The organism is Sinomonas soli (assembly GCF_054782415.1).
On sequence record NZ_BAAGSN010000015.1, the window covers coordinates 287,685 to 314,190 of the forward strand.

Here is a 26,506-nt window from a genome sequence, read left to right on the forward strand (position 1 = left end):
GTGTGACGCCCGGACGGCGGGAGTGCTGCGCGCGAGTGGCGGAACGGCAGACGCGCTGGCTTCAGGTGCCAGTGTCCGAAAGGGCGTGCGGGTTCAAATCCCGCCTCGCGCACACAAGAAGAAGGCCCCGGTCGGTGACCGGGGCCTTCTGCGTTGCTCCCCGCCCGCTGGCGGCCGCCTCCAGGGGGAGCGGGCCGATCAGTGCCCGGCCTCCTCACCCTCGCGCAGGGTGAGCGGGCGGATGAGGACCCGCAGCGGCGTGATGACCCAGCGCTCGTGGGTCTCGCGGAACTCGGCGTGCGTCGAGAACTCGTACAGCGCCGACCGCGCCCGCACCCAGCGCGGCCGCTCGCCGTGGAACGGGTCCTCGCGCAGGAGCCGGAGCGTGGCCGGGTCCGCCGCGAGGAGCTTGACGAGGAACGCATAGAACCAGTCCTCGTGCACGGTGCGCAGCGGCAGGAACCACATGAGCCAGTCGAGCCGCAGGTGGTACGGCGCCCACTGCCGCGGGATGCGCTCGGGCTCGCCGGGCTTGCCGCGGAACCTGTACTCGCGCCAGTCGGCGTCCTCGGCGGGCACCGTGTCCAGCGTGCCCTCGACCACGATCTCGACCCGGTTCCTCGTCACCGACCCGAACGCGCCGTACGCGTTGGCGAGCTGCCACCGGTTGAAGGCCGCGTTCATGAGCTGGCGGCTGGAGACGAGGTTCTTCGCCGGCCACCACGAGAGCCCGAGCAGCAGCAGGGATGCGGTGAGCACGACGCCGACCCACACCCAGGCGACCCAGTCGCCCGAGGCGGGCCACGCCGTCGTGCGCCCGGCGCCCGCGGTGACGTTCCAAGAGGCGGAGGAGAGCCGCTCAGGGACGGCCGGGAGCAGCCAGTGCACCGCCCCGTCGCCCACGGCGGCGAACGCGAGGACGATCGCGGACCAGTTCAGCCACGCGAAGTTCCCTGAGAGCACGAGCCAGAGCTGCGTCACGACCACCACCGCCGCGGCGGCGGTGCCCACCGGCTGCGGGAAGAACAGGAAGAACGGCACCACGAGCTGCGCGGCATGGTTCCCGAGCACCTCGGAGCGGTGCATCCACTTCGGCAGGAGGTGGAACTGCCGGCTCAGGGGCCCGGGCATCGGCTGGGTCTCGTGGTGGTAGTACAGCGCGGTGAGGTCGCGCCACTCCGGGCCCCCGCGGATCTTGATCATGCCCGCCCCGAACTCGAGCCGGAACACGAGCCAGACCACCAGGAGGAGGATCGGGCGCGGCGGCGGGACCTGGTCCGAGCCGAGGAACGCGACCGTGAACCCCGCCTCGAGCAGGAGCATCTCCCAGCCGAACCCGTAGAACGTCTGCCCCACGTTCACGATCGACATGTACAGCCCCCACAGCACCAGGAACGCGGCCAGCGGAACCCACCACGGCCCCGCCTGCGGGACGCCCAGCACGAGCAGCGCCGAGACCACGAGCCCCACGGCGGCCGCCCAGCGGAACAGCCGGTCCGAGTACCGGTACCGGAACAGGCTGGGGCGGCGCAGGCGGTGGAAGCCTTCGAGGTACTGCGGGACCGGCAGGAGGCCCCGCTCGCCCACGAGCGCGGGGAACTGGTTGAGGCTCGAGAGGAACGCCACGAAGAACAGGGCCGCTACGCCGCGCTGCAGCACCCAGCGGGCCACCTCGGAATCGGTGGCCGCGAACCACGCCATGACGCCCGATGCCGCGTCCACGCCTCCACGCTACGCCCGGCCCCGCGGGCACAGGGAGGGGCGGTAGGCTCTACCCGCCGTGACTTCTGACCCCCGCCTCCCCGTCCCGGGCCCCGCGCGCGACGCCGGCCCCGCGCCGCTCGCTGCGCACGCCCCGTCCCGCCTGCCCGCCCCGGCCCGGCTCGCACACCCGTTCTCCCCGGGGGTGCTCGCCCTCGTGTTCGTCGGCGGCGTGCTCGGCGCGCTGTCCCGGTGGGCGCTCGGCGCCGCGATCCCCGCCCCGGGCGGCTGGCCCCTCGGGACCCTGGCCATCAACCTCGTGGGGGCGCTGGGCCTCGGGGCGCTCCTCGAATCGCTCGCGCGGCGCGGCCCGGACAGGGGCGCCCGCCGCCTCGTCCGCCTCACCGTGGGCACGGGCTTCCTCGGGGCCTTCACCACCTATTCGACCCTCGCCGTGGACGCCTCCCGCCTCCTCACTGCCGGCCGCGCGGCCGACGGCGTGTGGTACCTCGCGCTGAGCCTGCTCGGCGGCGCGGCGGCGACCCTCCTCGGGGTCGGCGGGTCGGCGTGGCTGCACCGCGAGGACCGGCGCGGGCTGGCCGCGGAGGCGCACGTCGCGGCGCACCCCCACGGCGGCCGCCCCCACCCCGCCGGCCGTGAAAACACCCCCGCTTTCGGTCAGGACCACGGTCTCCAGCGCGGGGCAATGACCGAAACCGGGGGCGAATCCGGTGACGGCGGCGCGGCCTCCGCTCAGGACAGCCCGGGGGAGCCCCGATGAGCCCGCTCGTGGCCCTGCTGCTGGGGGCGGCCGGCGGCCTGGGCGCGGTGGCCCGCTACGTGCTCGACACCGCCGTGAGCCGCCGCATCAAGGGCCGGCTGCCCTTCGCGACCATCGGCATCAACGTCACCGGGTCCTTCGCGCTGGGCCTGGTCACAGGCGCGGTGCTCGCCGGGGCCGACCCGGCGCTGCAGGCCGTCCTCGGCACCGGCTTCCTCGGCGGGTACACGACCTTCTCCACCGCGAGCTACCAGAGCGTGAGCCTCGCCCTCAGCGGCCGGTGGGCCGCCGCAATCGTCAACGGGGTGGGCACGATGGCGCTGTGCCTGGCCGCCGCGCTGCTGGGGCTCGCGGCGGCCGCGGCGCTCGCCGGCTGAGGCCCCGGACGCCGCGCGGCCGCGGCCGCCGGGTTGCCCCGGGCAGACGCGGCCGCCACCGCACCGCAGCCGGCTCCTGGGTGACTAGTCGATCTTCCCCGTGACGACCAGGCCCGCCCGCCCGAGCGTGTGGAAGAAGATGTTGAAGCCGAGGAAGGCCGGCGACGAGTCCCCGTTGACGCCGATGTCCTCGACGTCGAGCGCGTGGACCGTGATGAAGTACCGGTGCGTCCCGTGCCCCGCCGGCGGGGCGGCGCCGACGAACTGGGCCGTGCCGCCGTCGTTCTTCAGCTGGATCGCGCCGTCCGGCATGTCCTCGCCGGTGGCGGTCCCCGCGCCCTCGGCCAGCTCGGTCACCGAGGCCGGGATGTTCGCCACGGCCCAGTGCCAGAAGCCCGACTGGGTCGGAGCATCCGGATCGTAGACCGTGACCGCGTAGCTCTTGGTGCCCTCGGGCGCGCCGGACCAGGACAGCTGGGGCGAGACATCCTCGCCGCCCGGTACGCCGAACGCGCCCGAATACTGCCGGGCCGGCCACGGCTGGCCGTCCGCGACGGTCGTGCTCGTGACGGTGAAGCTCGCCGTCTCCGGGATCCGGTCAAAGGGATCGTTGCCACTCATGTGCAGCTCCTCTCTCGCGGGGAGCGGGGCGTGCGCCCACGCGCTTTCGATCCTAGGGCGCGCAGTGCCGAGATGAGCAGGGTGCACGGCGCGCCGGTGGGCCCGGCTCAGCCCTTCCGCCGCGGCTGCGGCGCCCGGAGGACCGCCAGGACGACGACGGCGGCCCCGGCCATGAGCACGGCGCCGATCGCTGCCGTGTACGCCACCCCGGAGTCGAAGGCCCGGTGCGCCGAGGCCAGGAGCGCCGCCGCCGCGTCGGCGGGCAGGAGCCCGGCAGCCTCCACCGCCCCGCCGAGCGTCTCGCGCGCCCGGGCAGCCTCCTCGGCGGGCAGCCCGGTCGGCACCTGCACCCCGGCCCGGTACGCCGCGCCGAGGATGCTCCCGAGGACCGCCGTGCCCAGGACCGCCCCGAGCTCGTACGCGGTCTCGGAGATGGCCGACGCCGCACCGGCCTTGGCGGGCGGGACCGCGCTGAGGATGAGGTCGTTGGAGAGCGTCTCGGCCAGGCCGACCCCCGCGCCGGTCACCGCGAAGCCCGTCAGCAGCCCCGCGAGCGAGCCGTCGCGCCCGAAGCCGAGCACCACCGCGTACCCGAGGCCGTTCACCAGCAGCCCGGCCGCCATGACCGACCTGACCGAGAACCGGGCGGCGAGCCGCACCGCCGCCAGCCCGGCGACCACGGAGAGGGCCATGCCCGGGAGCATGAGCAGCCCGGCCACGAAGGGTTGCTTCCCGGCCACGAGCTGGAGGTGCTGGGAGAGGAAGAACATGAACCCGACGAGCGAGAAGATGCTCAGCAGGTTGGCCGCGAGGCCCGCGCTGAACGCCGGGCGGGCGAAGAGGCGGACATCGAGCATGGGGCCCCTGCCGCTCGCGGCGCGGTCGAGCTGGCGCCGGACGAAGGCTGCGCCCAGCCCGAGCCCGAGGAGGACCGCCGCGGCGGGGGCCGGGCCGGCGTCGTGCGCGAGCTCCTTGATGCCGCCCACGAGGGCGACGGCGGCGCCCATCACGAGCGCGATGCCCACCGGGTCGACGGGCGACGGCGAGGGGTCGCGGGAGTCGGGCACGAGGACCGGGGCGAGGGCCAGGGCAGGGACGAGCATGGGCACGGCGAGGAGGAAGACGGCGCCCCAGCCGAAGTGCTCGAGCAGCGCCCCGCCCACGAGGGGTCCCAAGGCCGCCCCGCCGGAGAAGACCGAGGCCCAGATGGCCACGGCGAGCCGGCGCTCGCGGGCGTCGTCGAAGATGTTGCGGATCAGGGAGAGCGTCGCGGGCATGATCATCGAGCCGAACACGCCGATGAGCGCCCGCGCCGCGATGAGCTGGCCCGGGGTGGCGGCGAAGGCGGCGGCGGCCGAGACGGCGGCGAATCCGGTGGCCCCGGCCAGGAGGATCCGGCGCCGGCCGATCCTGTCCCCGATCGAGCCCATGGGCACGAGCAGGCCCGCGAGGACGAGGGAGTAGACGTCGACGATCCAGAGCATCTCGGTGCCGGTGGGCGTGAGCGCGAGCGAGATCGCGGGGACGGCGAAGCTGAGCACCGTGTTGTCCACGGCGATGAGCAGCACGGGGAACATGAGCGCGGCGAGGGCGAGCCAGCGGCGCGCGGGGGTGAGGGCGGCGAGGCGGGGTGATGCCTGGGCCTGGACAGCCTGGTTCATCGGGGGCTCCTGAGATGGGGGACGCAATAACTGTACCGTCTGGACGGTATGGCTGCAATCCCACGTACAGTGTCCGTATGCCCAGACCCCCCAAGGCGCGCGCGGCGATCCTCGACGCCTACCGCGACCTCCTTGTCTCCGACGGCGAGCGGGCGGCGACCATGGACGCCGTCGCCGCGGCGGCCGGCGTCTCCAAGGGCGGGCTGCTGTACCACTTCCGGAGCAAGGACGCGCTCGCCGAGGGCCTGCTCGGACGGCTGTCCGAGGCCGCCGCCGAGGACCGCGAGCAGATGGCCTCGGCCGCCGAGGGGCCGTCGCGGTACTTCGTGCGCACCTCGGTGAGCACGGGCTCTGACCTGGACCTGCTCTTCGTAGCCACCGTGCGGCTGGCCCAGGCGGGGCACGGCGGGGCGCTGGCGGCGCTCGAGGACCTCGACGCCGCGTGGCTCGAGATCATCCGGCGCGAGGTGCCGGACCCGGACGCTTCGGCGGCGATCATGCTCGTGGGGGAGGGGCTTTACCACTACTCCACGCTCGCCGGGGGCTGGCCCGAGGCGGCGTTCGGGACCAGCCTCGACGGGCTGCTGGCCGTGGTGGACCGCCTGCGCGGGCCGGCGCCGGAGTCCGACCGGCTTTAGGGCCCGGTGCCCGCGTGTCCGGCGCGGCACGCCGCTGCCGCGCCGGCGCGCTGCGGGAAAGCCGGTCGGAATCGCCCGGCTGCAGCCCCGCACCACCCCAGCACCGGGCCCCTTGACCTTGACGCAGCGTCAACTCCTACCGTGGAACCACGAAAGGAGGACGCGCATGGACTGGGGTATCCAGGAGGTCGCCCGGCTTGCCGGGACCACGAGCCGCACGCTGCGGCACTACGGCAGCATCGGGCTGCTCGAGCCGAGCCGGGTGGGCCCCAACGGCTACCGCTACTACGACCGCGACGCCCTCGTCCGGCTCCAGCGCATCCTCCTGCTCCGCCAGCTCGGCCTCGGGCTCGGGGACATCGCGGACGCCCTCGCGCACGACGGCGACGCGGCCCCCGCGCTGCGCCGCCACCTCGCGTGGCTCGGCGCCGAGCAGGACCGGCTCGCGCGCCAGGCACGGGCGGTGGAGCAGACCATCACCGCATTGGAGACAGGAGGGCCACTCATGGCCGAGGACATGCTCGACGGGTTCGACCACACGCAGTACAAGGACGAGGTCGAGGCCCGCTGGGGCGCGAAGGCCTACGCGGACTCGGACGCCTGGTGGCGCGGGCTCGGCACCGCGGGCCAGGACGAGTGGCGGGGGCGCGTGGCCCAGCTGAACGCGGACTGGCAGCAGGCAGCCGCCTCCGGCGACGGGCCCGGCGGCGAGGCCGCCCAGGCGCTCGCGGGCCGCCACGTGCGGTGGCTCGCCGGCATCCCGGGCACGCCCGGCCATCCCGACGGACCCGCGAAGGAGTACGTGCTCGGTCTGGCCGAGATGTACGTGTCCGATCCGCGCTTCGCCGAGAACTATGGCGGCCCGGAGGGGGCGGCCTTCGTCCGCGACGCCCTGCGCGCCTACGCGGAGCGGGAGCTGTAGCAGACAGCCGGCGGCTCAGGCGGTGGCCGGAGGCCGCCGACTGGTCAGGCGCTGCGGCCGGCCGCGAAGGAGCGCGCCGCCCGGGCCTGCTCGCGCGTGAGCTCCTCGATCCGGCCGCAGGCCAGGCAGAAGAGGGTGAACGTCCGGTGGCGCAGGGCCGCGCCGAAGGGGTGAGCACCGCCGGCCGAGGGGGCGATGGCGTGGTCCGCCAGCGTGTCGCAGGCCGGGCAGTGCAGGGCCGCGATGGTCAGGGCGTCCCGATGCGGGGCCCCCGATGGGTTGTGGAGCATGTGTCCCCCTGCCGGTCCGCCGCCCGGGGCCTCGGGCGGAGTCGTCCGGGCTGAGCAAGGCGTCGAAATTGACAGAATTTTACTCGCCTTGTCATGCCCTCCGCAAGAGGTCTTTGGGCACGCCGCCGAGGCGGGCGCGGCGCCGGCCACGCACCCGCCGTGGCCCCCCGCCTGCCCGCTGGCCGCGGCCCCGGCTACCTGTTCCGCCCCCGCGCGGCGACCCGCCACCGGTCCACGACCTCCCCGCCGCTGACCACGGCGACCTCGTCGACGAGGTTCACCGCCACGCAGACGTGGTTCGGTATCACCCGCAGGCGCTCGCCGAGCGCGGGCAGCTCGGCGCCGTCGGGGAAGACCACCGTGGCGTGGTGCTCGGAGAGCCCGGTGATCCGCGCGTCGGCGACGTCCGCGAGCCGGCCGAACCCCGTGGCCCAGCCCGGGCGGTCCCCGCCCAGGACCTTGCTGCCGGCGTCGAGCACCACCCGGCGCGGAACGCCGCCCGAGCCGTCGTGGCGGCTCACGACGGTCGCGGCGACCGTGAGGGCCACGTCCTCGGGCGCGCAGCGGCCCAGCTCGAGCTGCTGCGCGTCGCCGAACACGTAGACGCCGGGACGGACCTCGGTGGTGGGCCCCGCCTCGGTGAGGAGGGCGCTCGGGGTGGACCCGCCGCTCACCCGGGTGACCTCGAATCCCGCGTCGGTGAGCAGCCGCGCGGCCTCGGCGAGGGCGCGCCGCTCCTCCTCGGCCGCCTCGGCCGGCATGCCGGGAGCATACGAGTGGCCCGGGAACGTGAAGACGCCGGCCACGCGCAGTCCGGAGTCCGCCGCGGCGCGCGCCACCTCGACGGCCTGCTGGGGCGCGACCCCGCTGCGGTGGTGTCCGCTGTCGATCTCCACGAGGACCTCGACGTCTGCCCCGGCAAGGTGGGCGCCCATGGCCCGGGCCGCCTCAACCGAGTCCGTGCCCACCGCGATCCTCGCCCGGCGCGCGAGCCGTCCGAGCCGCTGCCCGCTCCGCTCCGTGACCCACAGCGGGTACGCGATGAACAGGTCTGCCGCGCCGTGCTCGGCGAACACCTCGGCCTCGCCGATGGTGGCCACGGTGAGCCCCACGGCCCCAGCGGCGAGCTGCAGGGCGGCGATCTGCGGGATCTTGTGGGTCTTGGCATGCGGACGCAGCGCGAGGCCCTTCGCCGCGACGCCCGCGGCCATCCGCTCGACGTTCCGCCGCAGGACGTCGGCGTCCACCATGATCTCGGGGGTGTCGATCTCGGGGGGAACAGGGTTCACGGGTGCTCCTGGGCTCGGGGGCAGGTGGAAGCCCCAGCTTAGGCGGGCCGGCGGCGCGCGGCGTCCCGCCCGGCGTCGTGCGCGCTGGCCGGGCCCTAGGCCGGCGTCGCGGGGCGTGCCTAGGCTGTGCCCATGAGGATCAAGATGTGCTCCATCCACGTGACCGACCCCGCCTCGGCCTTCGACTTCTACACCACGGTCCTCGGCTTCGAGTCCCTGCTCGCGATGCCGGAGGCGAACCTGTTCATCGTCACCACCCCGGACTCGGGGGGCGTGGGCCTGCTGCTGGAGCCGAGCGACAACCCGGTCGCGGAGGCGTACCGCCGGGGCGTGTACGACGCCGGGCTGCCGGCGATCGTCTTCGGCTCGCCGGACGTCGTGGCGGACTACGAGCGGCTCCGCGACGCCGGCCTCGAGTTCCGCGGCGAGCCGGCAGAGGACCCCTCGGGCATCTCCGCCGTGTTCGACGACCGGCACGGCAACTGGATCCAGCTCCACCAGGACTGACCCGGCCGCAGGACCGGGTCCGCACATCCCCAGCACAGCTTGGCGCTGGCGGCCTCACAGCGCGGCGGCCGAGGCTGGAGGGCATGGAATCCTCGCACGGCCGGCTCAGTCCCCGCCGCGGCGCGCGCCTCGCCTCCGCGCTCCTCGCTGCTCTGGGCGTGGCCGTGTTCGGCCTGGGCGCGCTCCCGGCCCAGGAGGCGCGGGCCGCGGGCATCGCCGCGGGGGTCCGGCACGTCTCCGCGGTGGGCGGCCAGCACGGCCAGGAGGGCGAGGCCTCGACCGGCGAGGCTGTGGTCGGCCAGACCGCAGCCGGCAGCGCCCCGGCGGCACGCCGCGACGGCCGGCAGGCCTAGGAGGGCGCCGGCATGGTCACCAGCAGGGGCAGGGCCCCGGCTGCGCGCGCCTCAGCCGTGGCGTCCGCCGCGCAGCGAGCGCTCCGCCGCCGCGCCGTGGGCGCCGGACGCCGCCCGCGCGGCCTTTTCCTCGGCCGCGGCCTTGACGCGGCGCGCCTCCTCGCGGACCGCGGCCATGTTGGCGCGCTCCTCCTGGAGCCACTGCGGCCGGTTGTTGAGCAGTTCGGTGATCTCCACGGTCGTGAGCGGCTCGGTGATGCCGCCGCGCGCGAGGCCCGAGATGGTCACGTTGAGCTTCTGCGCCACGATCGGGCGCGGGTGCGGGCCGTGCTCGCGCAGCTCGGTGAGCCACGCGGGCGGGTTTTCGCGCAGCTGGTCGAACTCTTCGCGGGAGATGGTGCCCTCCTGGAACTCCGCGGGCGCGGCGGGCAGGAAGATCCCGAGCTTCTTGGCGGCGGTGGCAGGCTTCATGGACTGGGACGCGCTGCCCTGGGGGTTCGAGCTCATGGATCAAGGCTACCGTTGACGCATGCAGTCGGAGAGTGCCCAGCCCCTGAAGGTTGCCTTCGTCGCGGGCGTCGCGCCGGGAAAGTGGTTCCACCGATGGGAGGAGCGCTTCCCGGACGTCCCGCTGGCCTCGCAGATGGTCGACGACGCCGACCAGCTCGCCGTGCTCCGGGACGGCCGGGCGGACGTGGCCTTCGTCCGGCTCCCGGTCGACCGGGACCGCGAGCAGCTCCACGTGATCCCGCTCTACGAGGAGCTGCCGGTGGTGGTGGCGCCGAAGGGCCACGAGATCGCGGCCTTCGAGGAGATCCCCCTCGCCGAGGTCGAGGGCGAGCTCTTCGAGTACGACGGCGGCCCCTCCGAACTCCTCGACCTCGTCGAGGGCGGGGCTGGCCTCGCGATCATGCCCATGTCCGTGGTGCGGCACTTCAACCGCAAGGAGCTGCGCTACCGCCCGGTGACCGGAGTGGAGCCCTATGGGGTGGGGGTGGCGTGGCGGCGCGAGGACGAGTCCGAGCACATCCAGGAGTTCATCGGGGTGGTCCGGGGACGGGGCGCGAACAGCTCGCGGCAGGCATCGGTGCAGCGGGACCAGGCCGAGGCCGCCAAGAAGCGCCGCGAGGACCGGGCCGCGTCCCAGTCCAAGGAGGCCAGGGCCCGGAACGAGGCGAGCCGAACGGCGAAGGCCGCCCGTGCCGGCGGACGCGGGCGCCCCGGGGGCAAGCGCGGGCCGGCGGCGGGCGGGCGGCCGGGCACAGGGAAGCGCCGGGGCCGCTGACGGGGCGAGGGCCCTCCCGGCGCGGTGCAGGCACGGCTAGCCTGAGCAGGATGGAACACTCTGCGGCGGCGACCGGCCACGGCCCGGCCTGCACGGTGGGTGCCCGGCGCGGGCCCCTCCGTGCCGGGGGGCTGTAGGGGTGGCCGCCATGGAGCAGGCCGACCGCACCAACCCGTTCGAGGGGCTGCCGTCCTTCAGGCTCGGATCCGGGCCACCGCTCCTGGTGATCCCGGGGCTGACCCCCCGCCACGAGGTGCCGCGGGGGCCGGCCTTCCTCGCCGAGTCCCAGCCGCTGGGGCCCCTCGCCCGGCACCGCGAGGTCTGGTGGGTCAACCGGCGCTCGGGCCTCGGCCCGGAGACCACCATGGCGGACATCGCCGCGGATTACGCAGAACGGCTGCCGCGGCTGGGCGCGCCGGTGGACGTCCTCGGCATCTCCACCGGGGCGGCCGTGGCGCTCCAGCTCGCGCACGACAGGCCCGAGCTCGTCCGCCGCCTCGTCCTCGTGGCCGGCGGCTGCCGGCTCGGGCCGGTGGGCAAGGCGGGGCAGCGGGCGCTCCTGCACCGGCTCGAGGCCGGCGACCTCCGCGGCGCCGGCGTGGAGATGGTCCGGCTCGGGGGGCTCCGCCCCGCCGCGCGCAGCCTCGAGAGCTGGGCCGGGTGGGTCATGGGCCCACTCATGTACCGCGGCTCGACCGCGGACGTCATGGCAGTGCTGCGTGCCGAGGACCGCTTCGACCTCACCTCGCGGCTCGCCGCCATCGACGTGCCGACCCTCGTGCTCGGCGGCGACGAGGACGCCCCGTACGGCGCCGCCGTGTTCCGGGAGACGGCCCGTGGGCTGCCCCGGGGGCGCCTGATCATCTACTACGGCCGCGGCCACGTCGGGGTCCCGCTCGTGCCCAGCTTCGCCGGCGACGTCCTCAGGTTCCTCGACGTGCCCTGAGCCGGACGCACAGGAGCCTGTCCCCCCCCAGGGGGGGGCTCAGTCGAGGCGCGCCAGGAGCGCGTCGAGGATGGGGATCTGGCCCTTGACGAGCTTGAGTCGGGCGGCGCGCTCGCTGACCCACTCGGCCCGGTCCACCTCGGGGTACTCCTGGATCCGGCCCGAGCCCTTGGGCCACTCAAGGGCGAACGTGTTGCTGACCACCTCGGCTGGCTCGAACTCCGCCTCGGCGGCGAACGCCGTGATCACCTTGCCGGAAGGCTGCCGGAACTCGCCCAGGTGCACATAGTCTGCGGCCGGCGGCGGGCTGCCCATCTCCTCGGCGAACTCGCGCCACGCAGCGGCCAGCGGATCCTCGTCCCCCTCGCAGAGTCCCTTGGGCAGGGACCAGCCGTGCTCGTCCTTGCGGGCCCAGAACGGGCCGCCCATGTGCGCGATCCAGACCTCGAGCCCGTCCGGGGACCCGGCGGGGCGGCGGTACAGCAGGATGCCGGCGCTCTTCATCGGCATGGCAGCTCCATGGGCCCAGCCTACGAGACGCCCAGCCTACGAGACGCCCAGCCTACGAGACGCCCAGCCTACGAGACGCTCAGCCACGAGACGCCGCCGGGGGCCGAGGAAGTCCTCGGCCCCCGGCGGCGCGCGGTGCTGCGGCCCTCAGCGGGGCTCAGTGGCCGCGGTGGGACGTGCTGTGCTCGCCCGAACCCTGCTGGCCCTGCTCGGACTCGTGCTGCTGGGACGTGCTGCGGCTGCCGGAGCCCTGCTCGTCCTGGCCCTGCTGGTCCTGCTCCGACTCGTGCTGCGACGAACCCGGCACGTACTGGTGCACCCACTGGGACACCCAGCGCGGAGCCGGGGACGCGGGCCGAGAGTGGGCCGCGATGTAGGCCTGCTTGCCCACCTCCGAAGCGTGCTCTGCAGGGCCACTCCCGTCCTCGCTGGGCGCGGCAGCGGGCTGGGTAGGCTCGGCTGTCTCGCTGGGCTCGGCGGTCTCGCTCGGCTCCGGAGCGTCGGTCTTCGTCGGCTCAGCGGACTCGCTGGGCTCAGGGGTCTCGGTCGGCGCGGCGGTCTGGGTCGGCTCGGCGCTCTCGGTGGGCTCGGCGGTCTCGCTCGGCTCCGGCGAATCGGTCTCCGTCGGCTGTGCCGTCGACGTCGCGGTGGGCTGGTCGGCCGCCGGCTGGACACCGGGGGCGGCGATGGCGGCCGCTGCGGCGCCGCCGAGGCTGATAGCCCCGGCGGCCACGGCTGCGACCACCAGCTTGTGTGAGGCGAGCATGGTGAATCTGGACATGAAGTCTCTCCTGTTCGGGTGAGGTTCCCCGGGTGGATGTGAGATGGCATGTCTATGATTCGTGACTGAACCTGTTCATGTCACTACTTCACATGACTATTTCAGAAAAGTTCATGTCGAACACGTGGCTGCCGGCTCCCTCGCAGGCGCGAGGACCCTAGGTGGTGCTCACAGGTGGAGTCGGAGGACGAAGAGGAAGTAGCACCAGACGGGCAGCGTCACCACCGACACGACGGCCATGCCGGTCCGTACCAGGGATTGCTCCCGCAGGGTCGCGGAAAGCAGCCTGAACGTGAAGACTCCCAGCATTCCTCCGACGCAGTTCAGGATCACGTCGTCGATGTCCGATGCTCCGACCGCAAGAACACCCTGGATGACCTCCGCAGCGGCGCTGACCACGGCGACCACGAGCATCGTCGTCCATGCCCCCGCCCGCTGTCGCAACCACGATACGTAGAACCCGAGCGGGATGAAGATCAGGATGTTCCCGACGATGTTGGCGAACGCCAATCTTCCGGTTCCGGAAGAGTGGCGGGACAAGAATTCCGCGATACTCGCGAACGGAATGAGATTGATCGATCTCTCCGAACCCGGTGCGCGGGAAAAGAGGAGCAGCCTCAAGAGGAAGGCCGTGTAGAGAGCGAAGACGGCGAAGATGATCCCGGTCTCCGCTTTCGCCCGTTGCGTGGCGGATCGCCACCTCGGGTCATCCTCCCCAGCGGAAGCGGGTTGCGGTCGCACGTCCATCGAGTGGGACGTTACCGAGGGAACCTGTCGTGCTCCTGTGAGATATGGGCTCGACAACCGCCGAAACGCCACCAGGTCACGAAGGCCTCCCGGGGCGCGCAGGCCTCCGCCTGCGAGCCCCGGGAGGCCGCCCGATGCACCGCTGTCGAGTCAGAGCTTCACGGCCATTGACGTCGGGTTCGGATTCCCGAAGCGATGCGCCGTCACCGAGACGGCCTGCTCGTGCAGGAACGGCAGGAGCTCCACCCGGCCGGCCGACACGACCGGGTGCGCGTACACCGCCACGTCCGGGGTGCCGCCGACGGCCTCGGCGAGGGCGCGCGCGGAGGAGGCCGCGTCGTCGTCCGTGCCGGCGACGAGCCGCACGCGTCCCGCCCCGAGCGCCGCCGCGCGCCCCAGCCACGCGGCGGAGTCCTCGACCGCCACCGTCACGCCGTGGCGGCGCAGGACGTCCGCGGCGGAGCCGGGAAGGCCGACGGAGGTGCTCACCGTCACGGCAGACCCGGCCACGAGCCCGGCCCCCGCAACCCGCAGCACTTCGGCGAGTCCGTGTCCAGAGGTCGGCGCCTCGAATCGGACCGTCACCGGGACGGGGCGGTAGCGGAACACGTTGCGCTCGCAGGCCAGGGCCGAGACGTCCTTCGAGACGCCGAACTCCTCGGTCCATGCCGCAGCGTCCGAGCCGAGGGCAGCGGTCAGCCACGCGGCGTCGTCCGCGGTGAGCGCGCCCCGGGCGGACGCGAGCAGGTCCGCGGCAGCCCGGCCGAGGCTCCGCTCTGCCGCTGGCGCGGTCCCGCCGGGTGCGTCCGCCCAGGAACCGAGCCCCACGAGGTAGTTGGGACCGCCCGCCTTGGCGCCGGCGCCGACGGCGGACTTCTTCCAGCCGCCGAACGGCTGCCGCTGGACGATCGCGCCGGTGATGCCGCGGTTGACGTACAGGTTGCCGGCGGCGATGTGCTCGGCCCAGTAGTCGATCTCACCGGCGTCGAGGGAATGGAGCCCGGAGGTCAGGCCGTAGTCCACCCGGTTGACGAGTTCCACGGCCGCCTCGAGCGTCCGCGCGGTCATGACCCCGAGGACCGGTCCGAAGTACTCGGTCAGGTGGTACTCGCTGCCGGGCCGCACGCCCGCGCGCACCCCGGGGCTCCAGAGCTTGCCGGAGTCGTCGAGCTGGCGCGGTTCGAGCACCCAGTGCTCGCCGGGACCGAGCTCGGTGAGGCCGCGGCGCAGCTTGTCCCCCGGGGGCTCGACCACGGGCCCCATCTGGCTGCGCGGGTCCCAGGGGTAGCCGACATGGAGCGACTCGACCGCGTCGACGAGCTGGTTGCGGAACCGCCGGGACCGGGCGACCGAGCCCACGAGGACCACGAGCGAGGCCGCCGAGCACTTCTGGCCGGCGTGCCCGAACGCGGAGTAGGCCACGTCCTTCGCTGCGAGGTCCAGGTCCGCGCTCGGGGTCACAATGATGGCGTTCTTGCCGCTGGTCTCGGCGAGCAGGGGGAGGTCGGGCCGGAATGAGCGGAACAGCTGCGCCGTCTCGTAGCCGCCGGTGAGGATCACGCGGTCCACCTCGGGGTGCGCGATGAGGCGCTGGCCGAGCCCGCGCTCGGGCAGCTGCACGAGCTGGAGCACCTCGGGGCCGACCCCGGTCTGCGCGCGGGTCGCCTCGAGCGCCTCCCACAGCGCCGTGACCATCACCGCGCCGCTGCGGCGCGCCTGCTGGGCCGGCTTGATCACCACGCCGGAGCCGGCAGCGAGCGCCGCCAGCGTGGACCCCGCGGGGATCGCCACCGGGAAGTTCCACGGCGGCGTCACGACGGTGAGACGGCTGGGCACGAACCGGGCGCCCTGCACAGCGTCGAGCTCGCGGGCGAGGGTCGCGTAGTAGTGGGCGAAGTCGACGGCCTCGGAAACCTCGGGGTCACCCTGGTCGAGCGTCTTGCCCGTCTCCGAGGCCATGGCCTCCAGGAGGTCCGCGCGGTGCCGCTCGAGCGAGCGGCCCATCTCGTCCAGGACCGCGGCGCGCTGCACGCCCGTGAGCGCCCCCCAGGCCTCGCCGGCTGACGCCGCCGCGCGGACGACGCCGTCCAGCTCGCCTTCCGTGCCGACCGTCGCCTTCTCGACCGCGTCCATGCCGATCCGGCTATATTCCGATCTGGCGATGATCTCTCGGCCCCACGCCCGATTGGCGGGAAGGTCCGGGTCGGTGTCCGGCGTGTTGGCGAACCCGGCTCCCGCCCTCCATCTGGGAGTCACTTCCTGGGAGCCAGCTGAGGTGACCTCCAGAAGGTCACTCCCAGAAGGGGCGGCCAGGTCGGTGGTTCGATCCTGGATCCGGTTCGGGGCCGGGACGGCCGGGGCGCCGTCGGGCCCCACGAAGGGAGCGGAGCCGAGGGCCGCGAGGGAGGCGAGGAAGCGCTCCTTCTCGCGCTCGAAGAGGGCAGCACCACGGGGGTCGTCCGAGCCCAGTTCGAAGACTGCGGACATGAAGTTGTCCTGGCTCGCGCCCTCCTCGAGGCGGCGGATCAGATAGGCGATCGCGACGTCGAACTCGTCCGGGTGAACCACGGGCGTGTACAGCAGCAGGTGGCCCACGTCGGCCAGGACGGCCTGCGCCTGCGCGGACGCCATGCCGAGGAGCATCTCGAACTCGATGAGCCCGGAGCCTCCGCTTACCCCGGTGTCCACCCCGCGGGCCTTCGCGAGCAGCCATGCGAGGGCGATGTCGAACAGGTTGTGCCCGGCGACGCCCACGCGCACGTTGGCCAGGCGCTCGGGCGTGAGCGCGTAGTCGAGGATCGCCTTGTAGGACGTGTCCGTCTCCCGCTTGGAGCCCCACGTCGCCGCAGGCCAGCCGTGGATCTCCGCGTCCACGTGCTCCATCGGCAGGTTGGCGCCCTTGACCACGCGGACCTTGATCGGCGCGCCGCCCCCGGCCACGCGCTGCGCGGCCCACTCCTGGAGGTGGACCATGGCGCCGAGCGCATCCGGCAGGTAGGCCTGCAGGACGATCCCGGCCTCGAGCCCGCGGAACTCCTCGAGCTCGAGCATCCGCGTGAACACGGCGATCGTCAGGTCGAGGTCCTTGTACTCCTCCATGTCGAGGTTGATGAACTTGCGGGTGGGGGCCGAGGCCGCCAGGCGGTACAGCGGCGTGAGCGACTCGACGATGTGCGCCACGGCCTCCTCGAAGGCCCAGTGGTTGTGCGGCGCCACGGTCGCGGAGACCTTGATGGAGGCGTAGTCCACGTCGTCCCTGGCGAGCAGCCGGCGCGTGCCCTCGAGCCGCCGGGCGGCTTCGCCCCGGCCGAGGATCGCCTCGCCCAGCAGGTTCATGTTCAGTCGGATCCCGGGCTTGCGGATCTTGGCGATGGCAGGGCCCAGTCGGGAGTCCGAGGCATCGACGATCAGGTGGCCCACCATCTCGCGCAGGACCCGCCGGGCCACCGGCACCACCACGCCCGGGGCCGCCGGGGCGAGCGCGCCGCCCGCGGCGAGCGCTGCCCTCAGCGGCCAGGGGAGGAAGCGGGGGGCCTTGGCCGAGAGCGCCTTGAGGTTCTGCGCGGCGACGCCGAAATCTTCCGGGCGCACCACGCCGTCCACGAACCCCACGGTGAAGGGCAGGCCGTCCGGGTCCTGGAGGACGCCCGCCAGCTGCGCTGCGGCTGCGTCGACCGGCAGCGCGGCGGCGGCGTCGAGCCAGGTGCGGACCTGCGCGACGGCGTCGTCGGCGAGGTCCTGGGGACGGATCGGATGCGGCGCGCCCACGGCGCGCGGGCCGGCTGCCGGAGCCGACGGGGCGGGGATGCTGCCCGCGGAGCTCGGGGCATCGATGTGCGTGGTCATGGAGCCAGTATGTGACGCACAATACGAAAGGAGAAGCGATGATTTCCGATGGATACCCATGAGGAAATCCGATGAATTAAGGAGTCGCCGTGCTGGAGATCCGCCGCCTCAGGCTACTGCGCGAGCTGAGCATCCGGGGGACGCTGGCAGGGGTCGCCGAGGCCCTCGCGTACAGCCCCTCCTCCGTGTCGCAGCAGCTGGCCCTGCTCGAGGGAGAGGCAGGGGTGCCGCTGACGCGGAAGTCCGGCCGCGGCGTCGTCCTCACCCCCGAGGCGGAGGTGCTCGTGGCGCACACCGAGAACCTCCTCGCCGAGCTCGAGCGCACCGAGGCGGCCCTCGCAGCTAGTGCGAGCGAGGTGCAGGGCACCGTGCGGCTCGCGGTCTTCCAGACCGCAGCGCTCGCGCTCATGCCCGCGGCCCTGCGCGCCCTCGGCGAGAGGCACCCGCTCCTGCGCGTGGAGATGGTCCAGCACGAGCCCGAGACGGCGCTGCGCGAGACCTGGGCGCGCAGCTTCGACATCGTCGTGGCGGAGCAGTACCCGCACCACGCGGCGCCCCACTACCCCGGACTCGACCGGCAGCGGCTCACCCAGGACGCGATCCGGCTGGCCCTCCCGCCCGCGGGCTCCGGAGGCGCGTTCGACGCCGTGGACGGCCTCCCCGCGGCGGCGGCCCTGCCCTGGGTCATGGAGCCCCGCGGCGCGGCCTCCCGGCACTGGGCCGAGCAGAGCTGCCGGGCCGCCGGCTTCGAGCCGGATGTCCGCTACGAGACCGCGGACCTGCAGGCGCACGTCCGGCTCGTCGAGTCTGGCAACGCCGTGGCCTTCCTGCCGGACCTCGTGTGGGTGGGGCGGACCCCGTCGGCGCGGCTCGTGGAGCTCGAGGCCGCCCCCCACCGGACCGTCTTCACCTCGATGCGCTCTGCCGCGGCGCAGAACCCGGTCATGCTGGCCGTGCGGGGGGCACTCGAGCAGGCCGCGCAGGCTGTCCTGCCGGCCTAGCCAGGCGCCCTACGGCGCGGTGGGCTTGGCGATGGTGGCGGTCCGGCCGTGCGGCACCAGTTCGGGCTCCTGCACCGGGCGGCGCGCGAGCCAGGCCGCGACCACCGCGCCGGAGACGTTGTGCCACACCGAGAACACGGCCGAGGGCAGGGCCGCGAGGGGCGTGAAGTGCGCGGCGGCAAGGGTCGCGGCGAGCCCGGAGTTCTGCATCCCCACCTCGAAGGCGAGCGCGCGCCGGGCCCCGCGGTCGAGGCGCCCGGCCTTGCCGGCGAGGTAGCCGAGGCCCAGCCCGAAGCCGTTGTGGAGCACCACCGCGAGCAGCACGATCCCGCCCGCCGCCACGAGCTTGCTGGCCGAGCCGGCCACGACGATCGCCACGATCGCCGCGATGACGACGGCCGAGATCCACGGCAGCGCCGGGAGGAGCCCCGCCACGGCCTTCTTCAGGAACACGCGGACCACGAGGCCGAGGACCACCGGGATGAGGACGGTCTTGACGATGTCCAGGATCATGCCGCCGGCGTCCACGTGCAGGAACGAGCCGGCGAGGAAGAGGGTGAGGGCCGGGGTCACGAGGGGCGCCACGAGGGTGGAGACGGTCGCGACGGCGACGGACAGCGCCACGTCGCCCTTGGCGAGGTAGGCCATGACGTTCGACGCCGTGCCCGAGGGCGCGCAGCCCACGAGGATCACGCCGACGGCCAGCTCGGGGGGCAGCTGCAGGGCCGTCGCGATGGCCCACCCTGCCCCCGGCATGATCACGTAGTGGGCCACGAGCCCGAGGGCCACCGCCGACGGGCGCCTAGCCACGGACGCGAAGTCCGGGGGCGTGAGCGTGAGCCCCATGCAGAACATGATGACGCCGAGGAGGTACGGCACGGCCGGGGCGCCGGCCTTGATCGGTCCTGGGACCAGGAAGCCGATGAGGCCTGCGACGAGCACGAGGACGGGGAAGACGGTGACAGCGAGCTTCGCGTCGCGGTCGGCCTTCGAGGGCGCGGGGGCAGGGGCAGTCTGCTGCGGGGGAGCGGGGGTCACCCCCCTATCGTTGCATCGGGCACCTAAATGGGCGAGCCGCGCCCGTCATCCGGACCGCGAATCGCCGACGCCGGGCATGGCCCGCGTGCCGCCGGGGTCGTATCGTCGCCCGTACCGGATCGCACCCTCCTCAGCAACGGGCCCCGGCTGGGCCCACGAATGGAGAACGCCATGACCGACCAGCCCACACCCGGGCCCTCCGCCGAGGAGCCCAGCGTCACCCTCGAGGGGTCGGAGCGCGCCCCCGCCCCCGGCCTCGCGGCACGCGAAGCCGCCGACCCCGCCGAGCGCATCCAGGTCACCGTGGTGCTGCGCCGCAAGGCCCCGCTCCCCGAGGAGCCCGGGCAGGCCCCGCTCTCCCCGGAGGAGCTGGCCGCGCGCCACGGCGCCTCGGACGAGGACCTCCGGCTCGCCACCGAGACCTTCACCCGCCTCGGGGCCGAGGTAGTCGAGGCCGACGCCGCCTCGCGCAGGATCCGCCTGGCCGGCACGGTCGAACAGCTCAGCCGGATCTTCGGCACGAGCCTCGAGAGGGTCACGAGCTCCGGGCCGCACGGTCAGTCCGTCGCGCACCGCCACCGCACCGGGACCCTGCAGATTCCCGCCTCGCTGGACGGCGTGGTCACGGCCGTGCTGGGCCTGGACGACCGCCCCCAGGCGCGGGCCCAGTTCCGGGCCATCCCCCGCGCCGCCGCGGGCACGAGCTACAGCCCGCCGGACCTCGGACGCATCTACGGTTTCCCGGCCGGGACCGACGGCGCGGGCCAGACCGTGGCGATCCTCGAGCTCGGCGGCGGGTTCGGCCAGGCGGATCTCGACGCCTACTTCGGCGGCCTCGGACTGGCCACGCCCACGGTCACGGCGGTCGGCGTCGACGGCGCCCAGAACCAGCCGGGCCAGGACCCCCAGGGCGCGGACGGGGAGGTGCTGCTCGACGTCGAGGTGGTCGGCGCCCTCGCCCCCGGGGCCGACATCGTGGTCTACTTCGGGCCCAACACCGACGCGGGCTTCCTCGACGCCCTCGTCCAGGCCTCGCACGCCAGCCCGGCCCCGTGTGCCCTGAGCATCAGCTGGGGCCAGAGCGAAGACGCCTGGACCGCCCAGGCCCGCAACGCCATGGACCAGGCGCTCGCCGACGCGGCGGCCCTCGGCGTCACCGTCACCGCCGCGGCCGGCGACCGCGGCAGCACCGACGGCGTGGGCGACGGCAAGGACCACGCCGACTTCCCCGCCTCGAGCCCGCACGCCCTCGCGTGCGGCGGCACCCGCCTGGTCGCCGACGCGGCGTCGGGCACCATCACCTCCGAGACCGTCTGGAACGACTCGCCCACCACGTCCGCGACCGGCGGCGGGTACAGCGACGTCTTCCCCACCCCGCCCTGGCAGAACTCGTCGGCGGCCGCCCAGCACAGGAAGCCCGCACCCCACCCGGCCAAGCACGGCCGCGGCGTCCCCGACGTGAGCGCGGTCGCCGACCCGCAGACCGGCTACCGGGTCCGGGTGGACGGCACCGACATGGTGATCGGCGGGACGAGCGCGGTGGCACCTCTCTGGGCGGCGCTCGTCGCCCGGCTGGCCCAGGCCGCGGGCCGGCGCTTCGGCCTGCTCCAGCCCGCGCTGTATGCGCAGGCGTCCGCGTTCCGGGACATCACCTCGGGCACCAACGGCACCTACCGCGCCGGCCCGGGGTGGGACCCGTGCACGGGCCTGGGCTCCCCGAACGGCGCAGCGCTCCTGGCGGCCCTGGGCGGCCAGTCCTCCTCAGGCGGCCAGACCTCCTCAGGCAGCCAGACCTCCTGAGCCGCGCGGGTGCGGCACCGCGGACGACGCCGGGCGTCCCCCTTCGTGCGGGCGGGGGGCCCGGCGCCGTGGTCGCGGCCTACCGGCCCGTGAGCCGGTAGCGCTCGATCTGCTTGAGCCGCCGCTGGAGCGAGTCCCGCCGCGGGTGCGGCTCGACGTCGGCCGGTTCGGCGGTGAGCTCGATGTGCTCGCGGCCGTAGCGCCACAGCAGGAGGTCGTCGAGGAGCCGGTCGGGGCCGGGCGAGTACCGGTGGTCGAGGGCCTTGCGGACGTCGGTGACCCGCTCGGCGTCGAGCAGCTCGACGAGCTGGCGCGTTTCGGCGAGCCCGTGTGCGGCCACGAGCTCGGCGGCCCAGCCCCAGTCGTCGTCGATCTTGCGGTCCACGTGCGGCAGGAGGGTCTGCCAGACCTCGCGGATGCGCTCGGGGGTCAGGGGGGCGGCGCCCTCGCCGGCCTCGTTCCAGAAGCTCACCACGGTCTCGTAGCGCTCGTGGAGCTCGGCGAACTCCTTCTCCACGACCTCGAGCATGGCCGCGGTGGCGGTGAACTGGCGGTCGAACTGGGGGCTCCAGGCCCTCGGATCCTCGCCCTTGAAGCGGATGTCGTGCTCGATCTCGCTCCACGCGTGGGCGAAGACGGTGCGGATCTGGCACTCGAAGAAGTAGGAGCCGTTGGCCGGCAGCTCCGGGTTGAAGACGGCCTGGTAGGCGCGCACGGTGTCGTTCTGGAGGGTCCGCAGGATCAGGTGCCGGCTCGAGTAGCCGTACGTGCCCGACTCGATCGAGCCGATGGCCTTCTCCCGGTCCCCGCGGCAGTCGAAGATCTGCCGCTGGCGCTTGATGAGGTTGGCCACCACCGCGTTCTCCGCCGGCAGCTTGGTGATGACCCGGACCCCGACCATGTCGTTCAGCGTCCGGAACGGGTCGGGGAACTTGAGGGTGGGCTCCCCTCCCGGCACGGCCGGCGGGTCGAGGCGGGAGATCTTCTCCCGGAAGGACTCGACCGTCTTGGTGCGCCCCGTGACGAACAGCGGCGTCACCTCGGCGTCCTTGAACATGGAGATGAGGGTCTGGATCATGTCCCTCGTGACGCTCTTGAGCATGGGCCGGACGCGCTCGTACGTCGCGACGGACGCGTCCACGATGGCGCGCTGCCCGGCGTCGAGGTGGTCATAGGTGGAGGCCATGCAAGAACCGTAGCAACCGGCGCCGACACCCGGCCCGGGCGGGAGCGGACTCCCGCCCGGGCCGGCCGGGGCTACTTCTTGTGCACGAGGTAGATCGCGCCGGTGGTGACGTCCTCCTCGAGGGCCTCGAGGGTCCGCCCGCGGCTCTCGGGCACCTGGGTGACGACGAAGACCAGGGCGAGGGCGCCGACCACGGCGAACAGGAAGAACGTCCCGGTGATCCCCATCGCGGCCACCATCGAGGGGAAGTAGAGCGAGAGGAACCCGTTGACGACCCAGAGGGCGAACACCGCGACGCCGATGCCGAAGCCGCGCATGTGCAGCGGGAAGATCTCCGAGAGGTAGACCCAGACGGCGATGTTGAGGAAGGTCTGCATCGAGCCGACGAACGCCACCACGAGGAAGAGGATCACGAAGGGCCGGATCGGGTTGCCGACGGGCAGCGCCATCGAGGCGATGCCGATGAGCACGTGGCAGGCCGTGGTGAGCGAGAGGCCGGTGATGAACGTGGTGCGGCGGTCGAGGCGGTCCATCATCTTCAGGGCGATGATGCCGCCGACCACGGCGATGACGCCGGGGGCGATGTTGGCGATCAGCGCGCCGTCCTTGCTGAAGCCGGACTCCGTGAGCACCGTCTGGCCGTAGTACATGATCGAGTTGATGCCGGTGAGCTGCTGGGCCACCCCGAGGCCGATCGCGACCAGGAGGATGCGCAGGAGGTTCTTGTTCGAGAAGATGGCGCGCCAGCCGATCTGGTGGGTCTCGAGCTCCTCCTTGGCGACGAGCTCGACGTCGGCCAGCTCGGCGACGGCCCGGTCGCTGGCACGGACGGTCTGGAGCACGGCCAGCGCCTCGGCACGGCGGCCCTTCTCGACGAGCCAGCGCGGCGACTCGGGCATCCGGAGCATCCCGAAGAACAGCGCGATGGCGGGCAGCGCGCAGATGGCGAACATGATGCGCCAGACGCCGGGGATGGTGCCGAAGACGTTGCCGATCACGGCGTTGATGACGAAGGCCGCGAGCTGGCCGACCACGATCGCGAGCTCGTTGCGGCCGGCGACGGAGCCGCGGATCTCGTAGGGTGCCAGCTCGGCGAGGAAGACCGGAACCACGGTCGAGGCGCCGCCGACCGCGAGGCCGAGGAGGATGCGGCCCAGGACGAGGACCTCGAAGTTCGGGGTGGCCACGACGGCGACGGTGCCGGCGAAGAACAGGACCGCGAGCATGATGATCGTGGTCCGCCGCCCCCAGGTGTCCGAGAGGCGGCCGCCGAAGATCGCGCCGATCGCGGCCGCGAACACGAGCGACGCGGTGACGACGCCCTCGGTGATCGGGGTCAGGCCCAGTTCCGCGGACATCGGGTTCAGCGCGCCGTTGATGACGCCGGTGTCGTAGCCGAAGAGCAGGCCGCCGAAGGTCGCGACGAGAGCGATGAGGCCGAGGCGCTTGGTGTGGGGGCCGGGGACGAGCGCGGGAAGCTTCGTCGCCGACGGTTGGTTGTGTGGTGCTGCCGTAGCGGACATCGGGGGACTCCTTTGTCTGAAGACTGCCGGGCCTGTGACCCGTCTCACTCCAGCCTAACGCGCGAAAGATGACTTTGTAAGGTCATATGGACAACATTTCAAAAAATCTCGGGTGCCTCCAGAGTGGAACGATAGGGCACGTGCCCGCGCCGTCCTCCCCGCAGCCCCCGCGCCCCGCGACACAGGCCGACGTCGCCAGGGAGGTCGGCGTGTCCCGCACCCTGGTCTCCTTCGCCTTCCGCAACGCGCCCGGGGTAAGCGAGGAGACCCGGCATGCGATCTTCGAGGCCGCCCGCCGCCTCGGGTACCGGCCCAACCGGATCGCCGCGGACCTCGCCCGCAAGCACGCCACGACCATCGGCCTCCACCTCCTCGACCTGCACAACGAGGTCTACGCCGACATCTTCGCCGGCGTCCGCGAGGCGCTCGAGGGCTCGGGTGTCCGGGTCATCCTGAGCGTCGGGGACGTGCGGGGCCGGGGAGGGGCCGATCCCGGCGACGAGGTGGGCTCCCTGCTCGAGGCGCGGGTCGGCGTCGTCATCGCCGCGACCCTGACGGGGACGGATGCGAGCGTGCGGGAGGCGGCCGCTGCCGTTCCCATCGTCAGCGTGGCCCGCCGGATCGAGGGCGTGGACAGCGTCTACTCCGACGACGCCGCCGGGGCCCGCGCCGCCACCGGGCACCTGCTGGACCTCGGCCACACGAGGATCGTGCACCTCACCGGGCCGCACTGGGAAGGGCACACCGAGCGGCAGCGCGCCTACCGCGAGAGGATGCACGACGCCGGCCTGCCGCCCCGCGTCCTCGCCGCACCGGAGTTCACCTTCGAGGCGGCGCAGGCCGCCGCGGCCCGGATCCTGGACAGCCCGGACAGGCCGACGGCGGTGTTCGCGCACAACGACCAGCTGGCCCTCGGCGTGCGCGAGGCCGCCGCGGACCTCGGGCTGAGGGTGCCGGAGGACCTCTCCGTGGTGGGCTACGACGATTCCCGCATCGCGCGGCTGGCGGGGATCCGGCTCACGAGCGTGGACCTCGACGCCCACGAGCTCGGAGCCGCCGCGGGGGCCGCGGCGCTCGCGCGGCTCGCGGACCCCTCGGCTCCTGCCGTGGACCGGTGCAGCGCCCCCCGCCTGGTGGTGCGCACCTCGACCGCGCCCCCGCCCGGGTCCGCGCGCGAGATCGAGCACGGCAGGCCCGTCCCGCACCCCTGACTGCTACCGTGAATGCCATGCTGACAGTCATCGGCGAGGGACTCATCGACGTGGTCCGCCGCCCCTCCGGCACCGAGTCGCACCCCGGCGGGAGCCCGCTCAACGTGGCCGTCGGCCTCGCACGCCTGGACCACCCCGTCCAGTTCATCGGACGCTACGGCGACGACGCCAACGGGCGGCTGCTCACCGATCACCTCCACGGCGCCAACGTGCTCGTGGCCCTGCCCGCGGACGGGAGCCCGACCTCTGTCGCGATGGCCGAGCTCGACCACCACGGCGCCGCGAGCTACCACTTCGAGCTCGAATGGCACCTGCCCAGCCTCCGCGACCGGCTCGACGAGCTCCTGGGCCCCACGACCCTCGTGCACACGGGCTCGATCGCCGCGGTCCTCGAGCCCGGCGCCGACCAGGTGCTGCACGCCGTGGAGCGTGCCCGGCCCCGGGCCACCATCTCCTTCGATCCGAACTGCCGCCCGACGATCACGACCGATGCCGACGTGGTGCGCGGCCGGGTCGAGCGGCTCGTGGCCCTCGCCGACGTGGTCAAGGCCTCCGACGAGGACCTCGTCTGGCTCTACCCCGGGGTGGATCCCCTGGACTCCGCCCGCCGTTGGCTCAGCCTGGGCGCCCCCGAGGGGCCCGCGTTCGTGGTCGTCACCCGGGGTGCGCAGGGGCCGTGGGCCGTGTGCCGCGGCGGCGAGGCCTCCGCGCCGGCTCCGAAGGTGCGCGTGGCGGACACGGTCGGAGCCGGGGACTCGTTCATGGCGGCGCTGCTCTCCGCCATCGTGGACCGCGAGCTCGACGGGGCCCAGCGCCGGCCCGAGCTGCGCCGCCTCGACGCCACCGAGCTCGGCCGCATCCTCGACTTCGCCGCGCGCGCCGCCGCGGTGACCGTCTCGCGCCCGGGCGCCAACCCGCCCTCGCGCGCCGAGCTCCGTCCGGGAGGAACGCCATGAGCCAGGAGCCGTTCGTGCTGACCAGCCAGGACCTCGTAGACGGCGCGGAGCTGCCGCGCCCGCAGACCAGCGCCTACTTCGGGCTCGACGGGCAGGACCTCTCCCCCCAGCTGGCATGGAGCGGGGCGCCCGAGGGGACCCGCAGCTTCGCCGTGACCGTCATGGATCCGGACGCTCCCCGCGCGGGCAGCTTCTGCCACTGGGCTGTGGTGGACATCCCCGCCGAGGTCGAGGGGCTGCCCGAGGGGGCCGGCGGGGCACCCGACGGCATGGGTCCGGCCGATTCCGACGCAGGCCTCCCCAACGGCTGCCTCGAACTCCTCAACGACGCCGGCTTCACGGGGTTCGTCGGGGCCGCGCCGCCGCGCGGCTCGGGGCCCCACCGGTACGTGTTCACCGTCCACGCCCTCGACGTGGGCACCGTGCCCGGCACTCCCCGCAGCAAGGGCTCGCGGGTCCTGCGGGACATCGCGGCCCATGAGATCGCGGCCGCGACCATCACCTGCACGTACGAGGTGCGCTGAATGTCCGGCACG

26 protein-coding genes and 1 tRNA gene are annotated in these 26,506 nt (G+C 73.6%); 14 read left to right on the forward strand and 13 right to left on the reverse strand.

Annotated features, from left to right (window positions below; translation table 11 throughout):
- Positions 1-29 precede the first annotated feature (29 nt).
- Positions 30-112 (forward strand) — tRNA-Leu (locus ACYVKZ_RS14800).
- A gap of 86 nt (positions 113-198) precedes the next feature.
- Here the strand turns inward: ACYVKZ_RS14800 and ACYVKZ_RS14805 are convergent.
- Positions 199-1,701 carry a lipase maturation factor family protein gene (locus tag ACYVKZ_RS14805; RefSeq protein ID WP_460993189.1) on the reverse strand — a complete coding sequence of 501 codons (1,503 nt, stop codon included), beginning with the start codon at positions 1,699-1,701 and terminating at the stop codon, positions 199-201.
- 79 nt (positions 1,702-1,780) lie between these two features.
- Between ACYVKZ_RS14805 and ACYVKZ_RS14810 the strand changes: the two genes are divergently transcribed.
- On the forward strand, positions 1,781-2,482 hold the full coding sequence (locus tag ACYVKZ_RS14810) for a fluoride efflux transporter FluC (protein ID WP_460993000.1): 702 nt from the start codon (positions 1,781-1,783) through the stop codon (positions 2,480-2,482).
- Complete coding sequence (locus ACYVKZ_RS14815) at positions 2,479-2,859, forward strand: fluoride efflux transporter FluC (RefSeq protein ID WP_460993001.1); 381 nt, start codon at positions 2,479-2,481, stop codon at positions 2,857-2,859. Before ACYVKZ_RS14810 ends, ACYVKZ_RS14815 begins: the two co-directional genes overlap by 4 nt.
- Before the next feature lie 84 nt (positions 2,860-2,943).
- Here ACYVKZ_RS14815 and ACYVKZ_RS14820 read toward each other — a convergent pair whose 3' ends face one another.
- Both ACYVKZ_RS14820 and ACYVKZ_RS14825 read right to left on the reverse strand, forming a co-directional pair.
- Positions 2,944-3,480: a YbhB/YbcL family Raf kinase inhibitor-like protein gene (locus tag ACYVKZ_RS14820; protein WP_460993002.1), complete on the reverse strand. Its 537-nt coding sequence runs from the start codon at positions 3,478-3,480 to the stop codon at positions 2,944-2,946.
- Positions 3,481-3,587: 107 nt separating this feature from the next.
- Positions 3,588-5,141 carry an MFS transporter gene (locus ACYVKZ_RS14825; protein ID WP_460993003.1) on the reverse strand — a complete coding sequence of 518 codons (1,554 nt, stop codon included), beginning with the start codon at positions 5,139-5,141 and terminating at the stop codon, positions 3,588-3,590.
- 77 nt (positions 5,142-5,218) lie between these two features.
- Between ACYVKZ_RS14825 and ACYVKZ_RS14830 the strand changes: the two genes are divergently transcribed.
- Both ACYVKZ_RS14830 and ACYVKZ_RS14835 read left to right on the forward strand, forming a co-directional pair.
- On the forward strand, positions 5,219-5,779 hold the full coding sequence (locus ACYVKZ_RS14830; RefSeq protein ID WP_460993004.1) for a TetR/AcrR family transcriptional regulator: 561 nt from the start codon (positions 5,219-5,221) through the stop codon (positions 5,777-5,779).
- Positions 5,780-5,945: 166 nt separating this feature from the next.
- Positions 5,946-6,701 carry a MerR family transcriptional regulator gene (locus ACYVKZ_RS14835; RefSeq protein ID WP_460993005.1) on the forward strand — a complete coding sequence of 252 codons (756 nt, stop codon included), beginning with the start codon at positions 5,946-5,948 and terminating at the stop codon, positions 6,699-6,701.
- A gap of 44 nt (positions 6,702-6,745) precedes the next feature.
- Here ACYVKZ_RS14835 and ACYVKZ_RS14840 read toward each other — a convergent pair whose 3' ends face one another.
- Together ACYVKZ_RS14840 and ACYVKZ_RS14845 are read right to left on the reverse strand one after the other, a co-directional pair.
- The gene (locus tag ACYVKZ_RS14840) at positions 6,746-6,991 is read right to left on the reverse strand and encodes a hypothetical protein (RefSeq protein ID WP_460993006.1); all 246 of its coding nucleotides are present in this window, start codon (positions 6,989-6,991) and stop codon (positions 6,746-6,748) included.
- Positions 6,992-7,185: 194 nt separating this feature from the next.
- Positions 7,186-8,280, reverse strand: coding sequence for an alanine racemase (locus ACYVKZ_RS14845; RefSeq protein ID WP_460993007.1), 1,095 nt, complete (start codon positions 8,278-8,280; stop codon positions 7,186-7,188).
- 132 nt (positions 8,281-8,412) lie between these two features.
- Between ACYVKZ_RS14845 and ACYVKZ_RS14850 the strand changes: the two genes are divergently transcribed.
- Both ACYVKZ_RS14850 and ACYVKZ_RS14855 read left to right on the forward strand, forming a co-directional pair.
- Positions 8,413-8,787, forward strand: a complete 375-nt coding sequence (locus ACYVKZ_RS14850) for a VOC family protein (protein ID WP_460993008.1) — start codon at positions 8,413-8,415, stop codon at positions 8,785-8,787.
- Between the two features lie 83 nt (positions 8,788-8,870).
- A complete protein-coding gene (locus tag ACYVKZ_RS14855; RefSeq protein WP_460993009.1) occupies positions 8,871-9,140 on the forward strand; it encodes a hypothetical protein in 270 nt (89 codons plus the stop codon).
- Positions 9,141-9,191: 51 nt separating this feature from the next.
- On the opposite strand, the gene ACYVKZ_RS14860 is transcribed toward ACYVKZ_RS14855, so the two are convergent.
- Positions 9,192-9,611, reverse strand: coding sequence for a DUF5997 family protein (locus tag ACYVKZ_RS14860; RefSeq protein ID WP_460993190.1), 420 nt, complete (start codon positions 9,609-9,611; stop codon positions 9,192-9,194).
- A 58-nt stretch (positions 9,612-9,669) separates the two neighbouring features.
- Here ACYVKZ_RS14860 and ACYVKZ_RS14865 point away from each other — a divergent pair, with 58 nt between their 5' ends.
- Entirely contained in the window at positions 9,670-10,425 is a 756-nt protein-coding gene (locus ACYVKZ_RS14865) for a LysR family substrate-binding domain-containing protein (RefSeq protein ID WP_460993010.1), read from the forward strand.
- Between the two features lie 148 nt (positions 10,426-10,573).
- Positions 10,574-11,371: an alpha/beta fold hydrolase gene (locus ACYVKZ_RS14870; protein ID WP_460993011.1), complete on the forward strand. Its 798-nt coding sequence runs from the start codon at positions 10,574-10,576 to the stop codon at positions 11,369-11,371.
- 39 nt (positions 11,372-11,410) lie between these two features.
- Here the strand turns inward: ACYVKZ_RS14870 and ACYVKZ_RS14875 are convergent, their stop codons facing one another.
- From ACYVKZ_RS14875 to ACYVKZ_RS14890, 4 genes are all read right to left on the reverse strand, one after another.
- On the reverse strand, positions 11,411-11,881 hold the full coding sequence (locus ACYVKZ_RS14875) for an NUDIX domain-containing protein (RefSeq protein ID WP_460993012.1): 471 nt from the start codon (positions 11,879-11,881) through the stop codon (positions 11,411-11,413).
- Between the two features lie 157 nt (positions 11,882-12,038).
- Positions 12,039-12,662, reverse strand: coding sequence for a hypothetical protein (locus ACYVKZ_RS14880; RefSeq protein WP_460993013.1), 624 nt, complete (start codon positions 12,660-12,662; stop codon positions 12,039-12,041).
- Between the two features lie 168 nt (positions 12,663-12,830).
- Complete coding sequence (locus ACYVKZ_RS14885; protein WP_460993014.1) at positions 12,831-13,409, reverse strand: VanZ family protein; 579 nt, start codon at positions 13,407-13,409, stop codon at positions 12,831-12,833.
- A 150-nt stretch (positions 13,410-13,559) separates the two neighbouring features.
- The gene (locus ACYVKZ_RS14890; RefSeq protein ID WP_460993015.1) at positions 13,560-17,255 is read right to left on the reverse strand and encodes a proline dehydrogenase family protein; all 3,696 of its coding nucleotides are present in this window, start codon (positions 17,253-17,255) and stop codon (positions 13,560-13,562) included.
- An 89-nt stretch (positions 17,256-17,344) separates the two neighbouring features.
- On the opposite strand from ACYVKZ_RS14890, the gene ACYVKZ_RS14895 reads away from it, so the two are divergent.
- Entirely contained in the window at positions 17,345-18,256 is a 912-nt protein-coding gene (locus tag ACYVKZ_RS14895) for a LysR family transcriptional regulator (RefSeq protein ID WP_460993016.1), read from the forward strand.
- A 9-nt stretch (positions 18,257-18,265) separates the two neighbouring features.
- Here ACYVKZ_RS14895 and ACYVKZ_RS14900 read toward each other — a convergent pair whose 3' ends face one another.
- Entirely contained in the window at positions 18,266-19,294 is a 1,029-nt protein-coding gene (locus ACYVKZ_RS14900; protein WP_460993017.1) for a bile acid:sodium symporter family protein, read from the reverse strand.
- A gap of 171 nt (positions 19,295-19,465) precedes the next feature.
- On the opposite strand from ACYVKZ_RS14900, the gene ACYVKZ_RS14905 reads away from it, so the two are divergent.
- Complete coding sequence (locus ACYVKZ_RS14905) at positions 19,466-21,094, forward strand: S53 family peptidase (RefSeq protein ID WP_460993018.1); 1,629 nt, start codon at positions 19,466-19,468, stop codon at positions 21,092-21,094.
- Between the two features lie 79 nt (positions 21,095-21,173).
- Here ACYVKZ_RS14905 and ACYVKZ_RS14910 read toward each other — a convergent pair whose 3' ends face one another.
- On the reverse strand, positions 21,174-22,280 hold the full coding sequence (locus ACYVKZ_RS14910; protein ID WP_307006848.1) for a GTP pyrophosphokinase: 1,107 nt from the start codon (positions 22,278-22,280) through the stop codon (positions 21,174-21,176).
- Between the two features lie 71 nt (positions 22,281-22,351).
- Entirely contained in the window at positions 22,352-23,803 is a 1,452-nt protein-coding gene (locus ACYVKZ_RS14915) for a sugar porter family MFS transporter (protein ID WP_460993019.1), read from the reverse strand.
- Positions 23,804-23,943: 140 nt separating this feature from the next.
- Here ACYVKZ_RS14915 and ACYVKZ_RS14920 point away from each other — a divergent pair, with 140 nt between their 5' ends.
- Genes ACYVKZ_RS14920 through ACYVKZ_RS14930 form a run of 3 tightly spaced genes read left to right on the forward strand, consistent with a single transcriptional unit; the run spans position 23,944 to position 26,494 of the window.
- Positions 23,944-25,014 (forward strand): LacI family DNA-binding transcriptional regulator, encoded by a 1,071-nt coding sequence (locus ACYVKZ_RS14920; protein ID WP_460993020.1) that lies wholly within the window; start codon positions 23,944-23,946, stop codon positions 25,012-25,014.
- 17 nt (positions 25,015-25,031) lie between these two features.
- Entirely contained in the window at positions 25,032-25,970 is a 939-nt protein-coding gene (locus tag ACYVKZ_RS14925; RefSeq protein ID WP_460993021.1) for a carbohydrate kinase family protein, read from the forward strand.
- Complete coding sequence (locus ACYVKZ_RS14930) at positions 25,967-26,494, forward strand: YbhB/YbcL family Raf kinase inhibitor-like protein (protein WP_460993022.1); 528 nt, start codon at positions 25,967-25,969, stop codon at positions 26,492-26,494. The genes ACYVKZ_RS14925 and ACYVKZ_RS14930 overlap by 4 nt, the downstream gene beginning before the upstream one ends.
- The last annotated feature ends 12 nt before the right edge of the window (positions 26,495-26,506 follow it).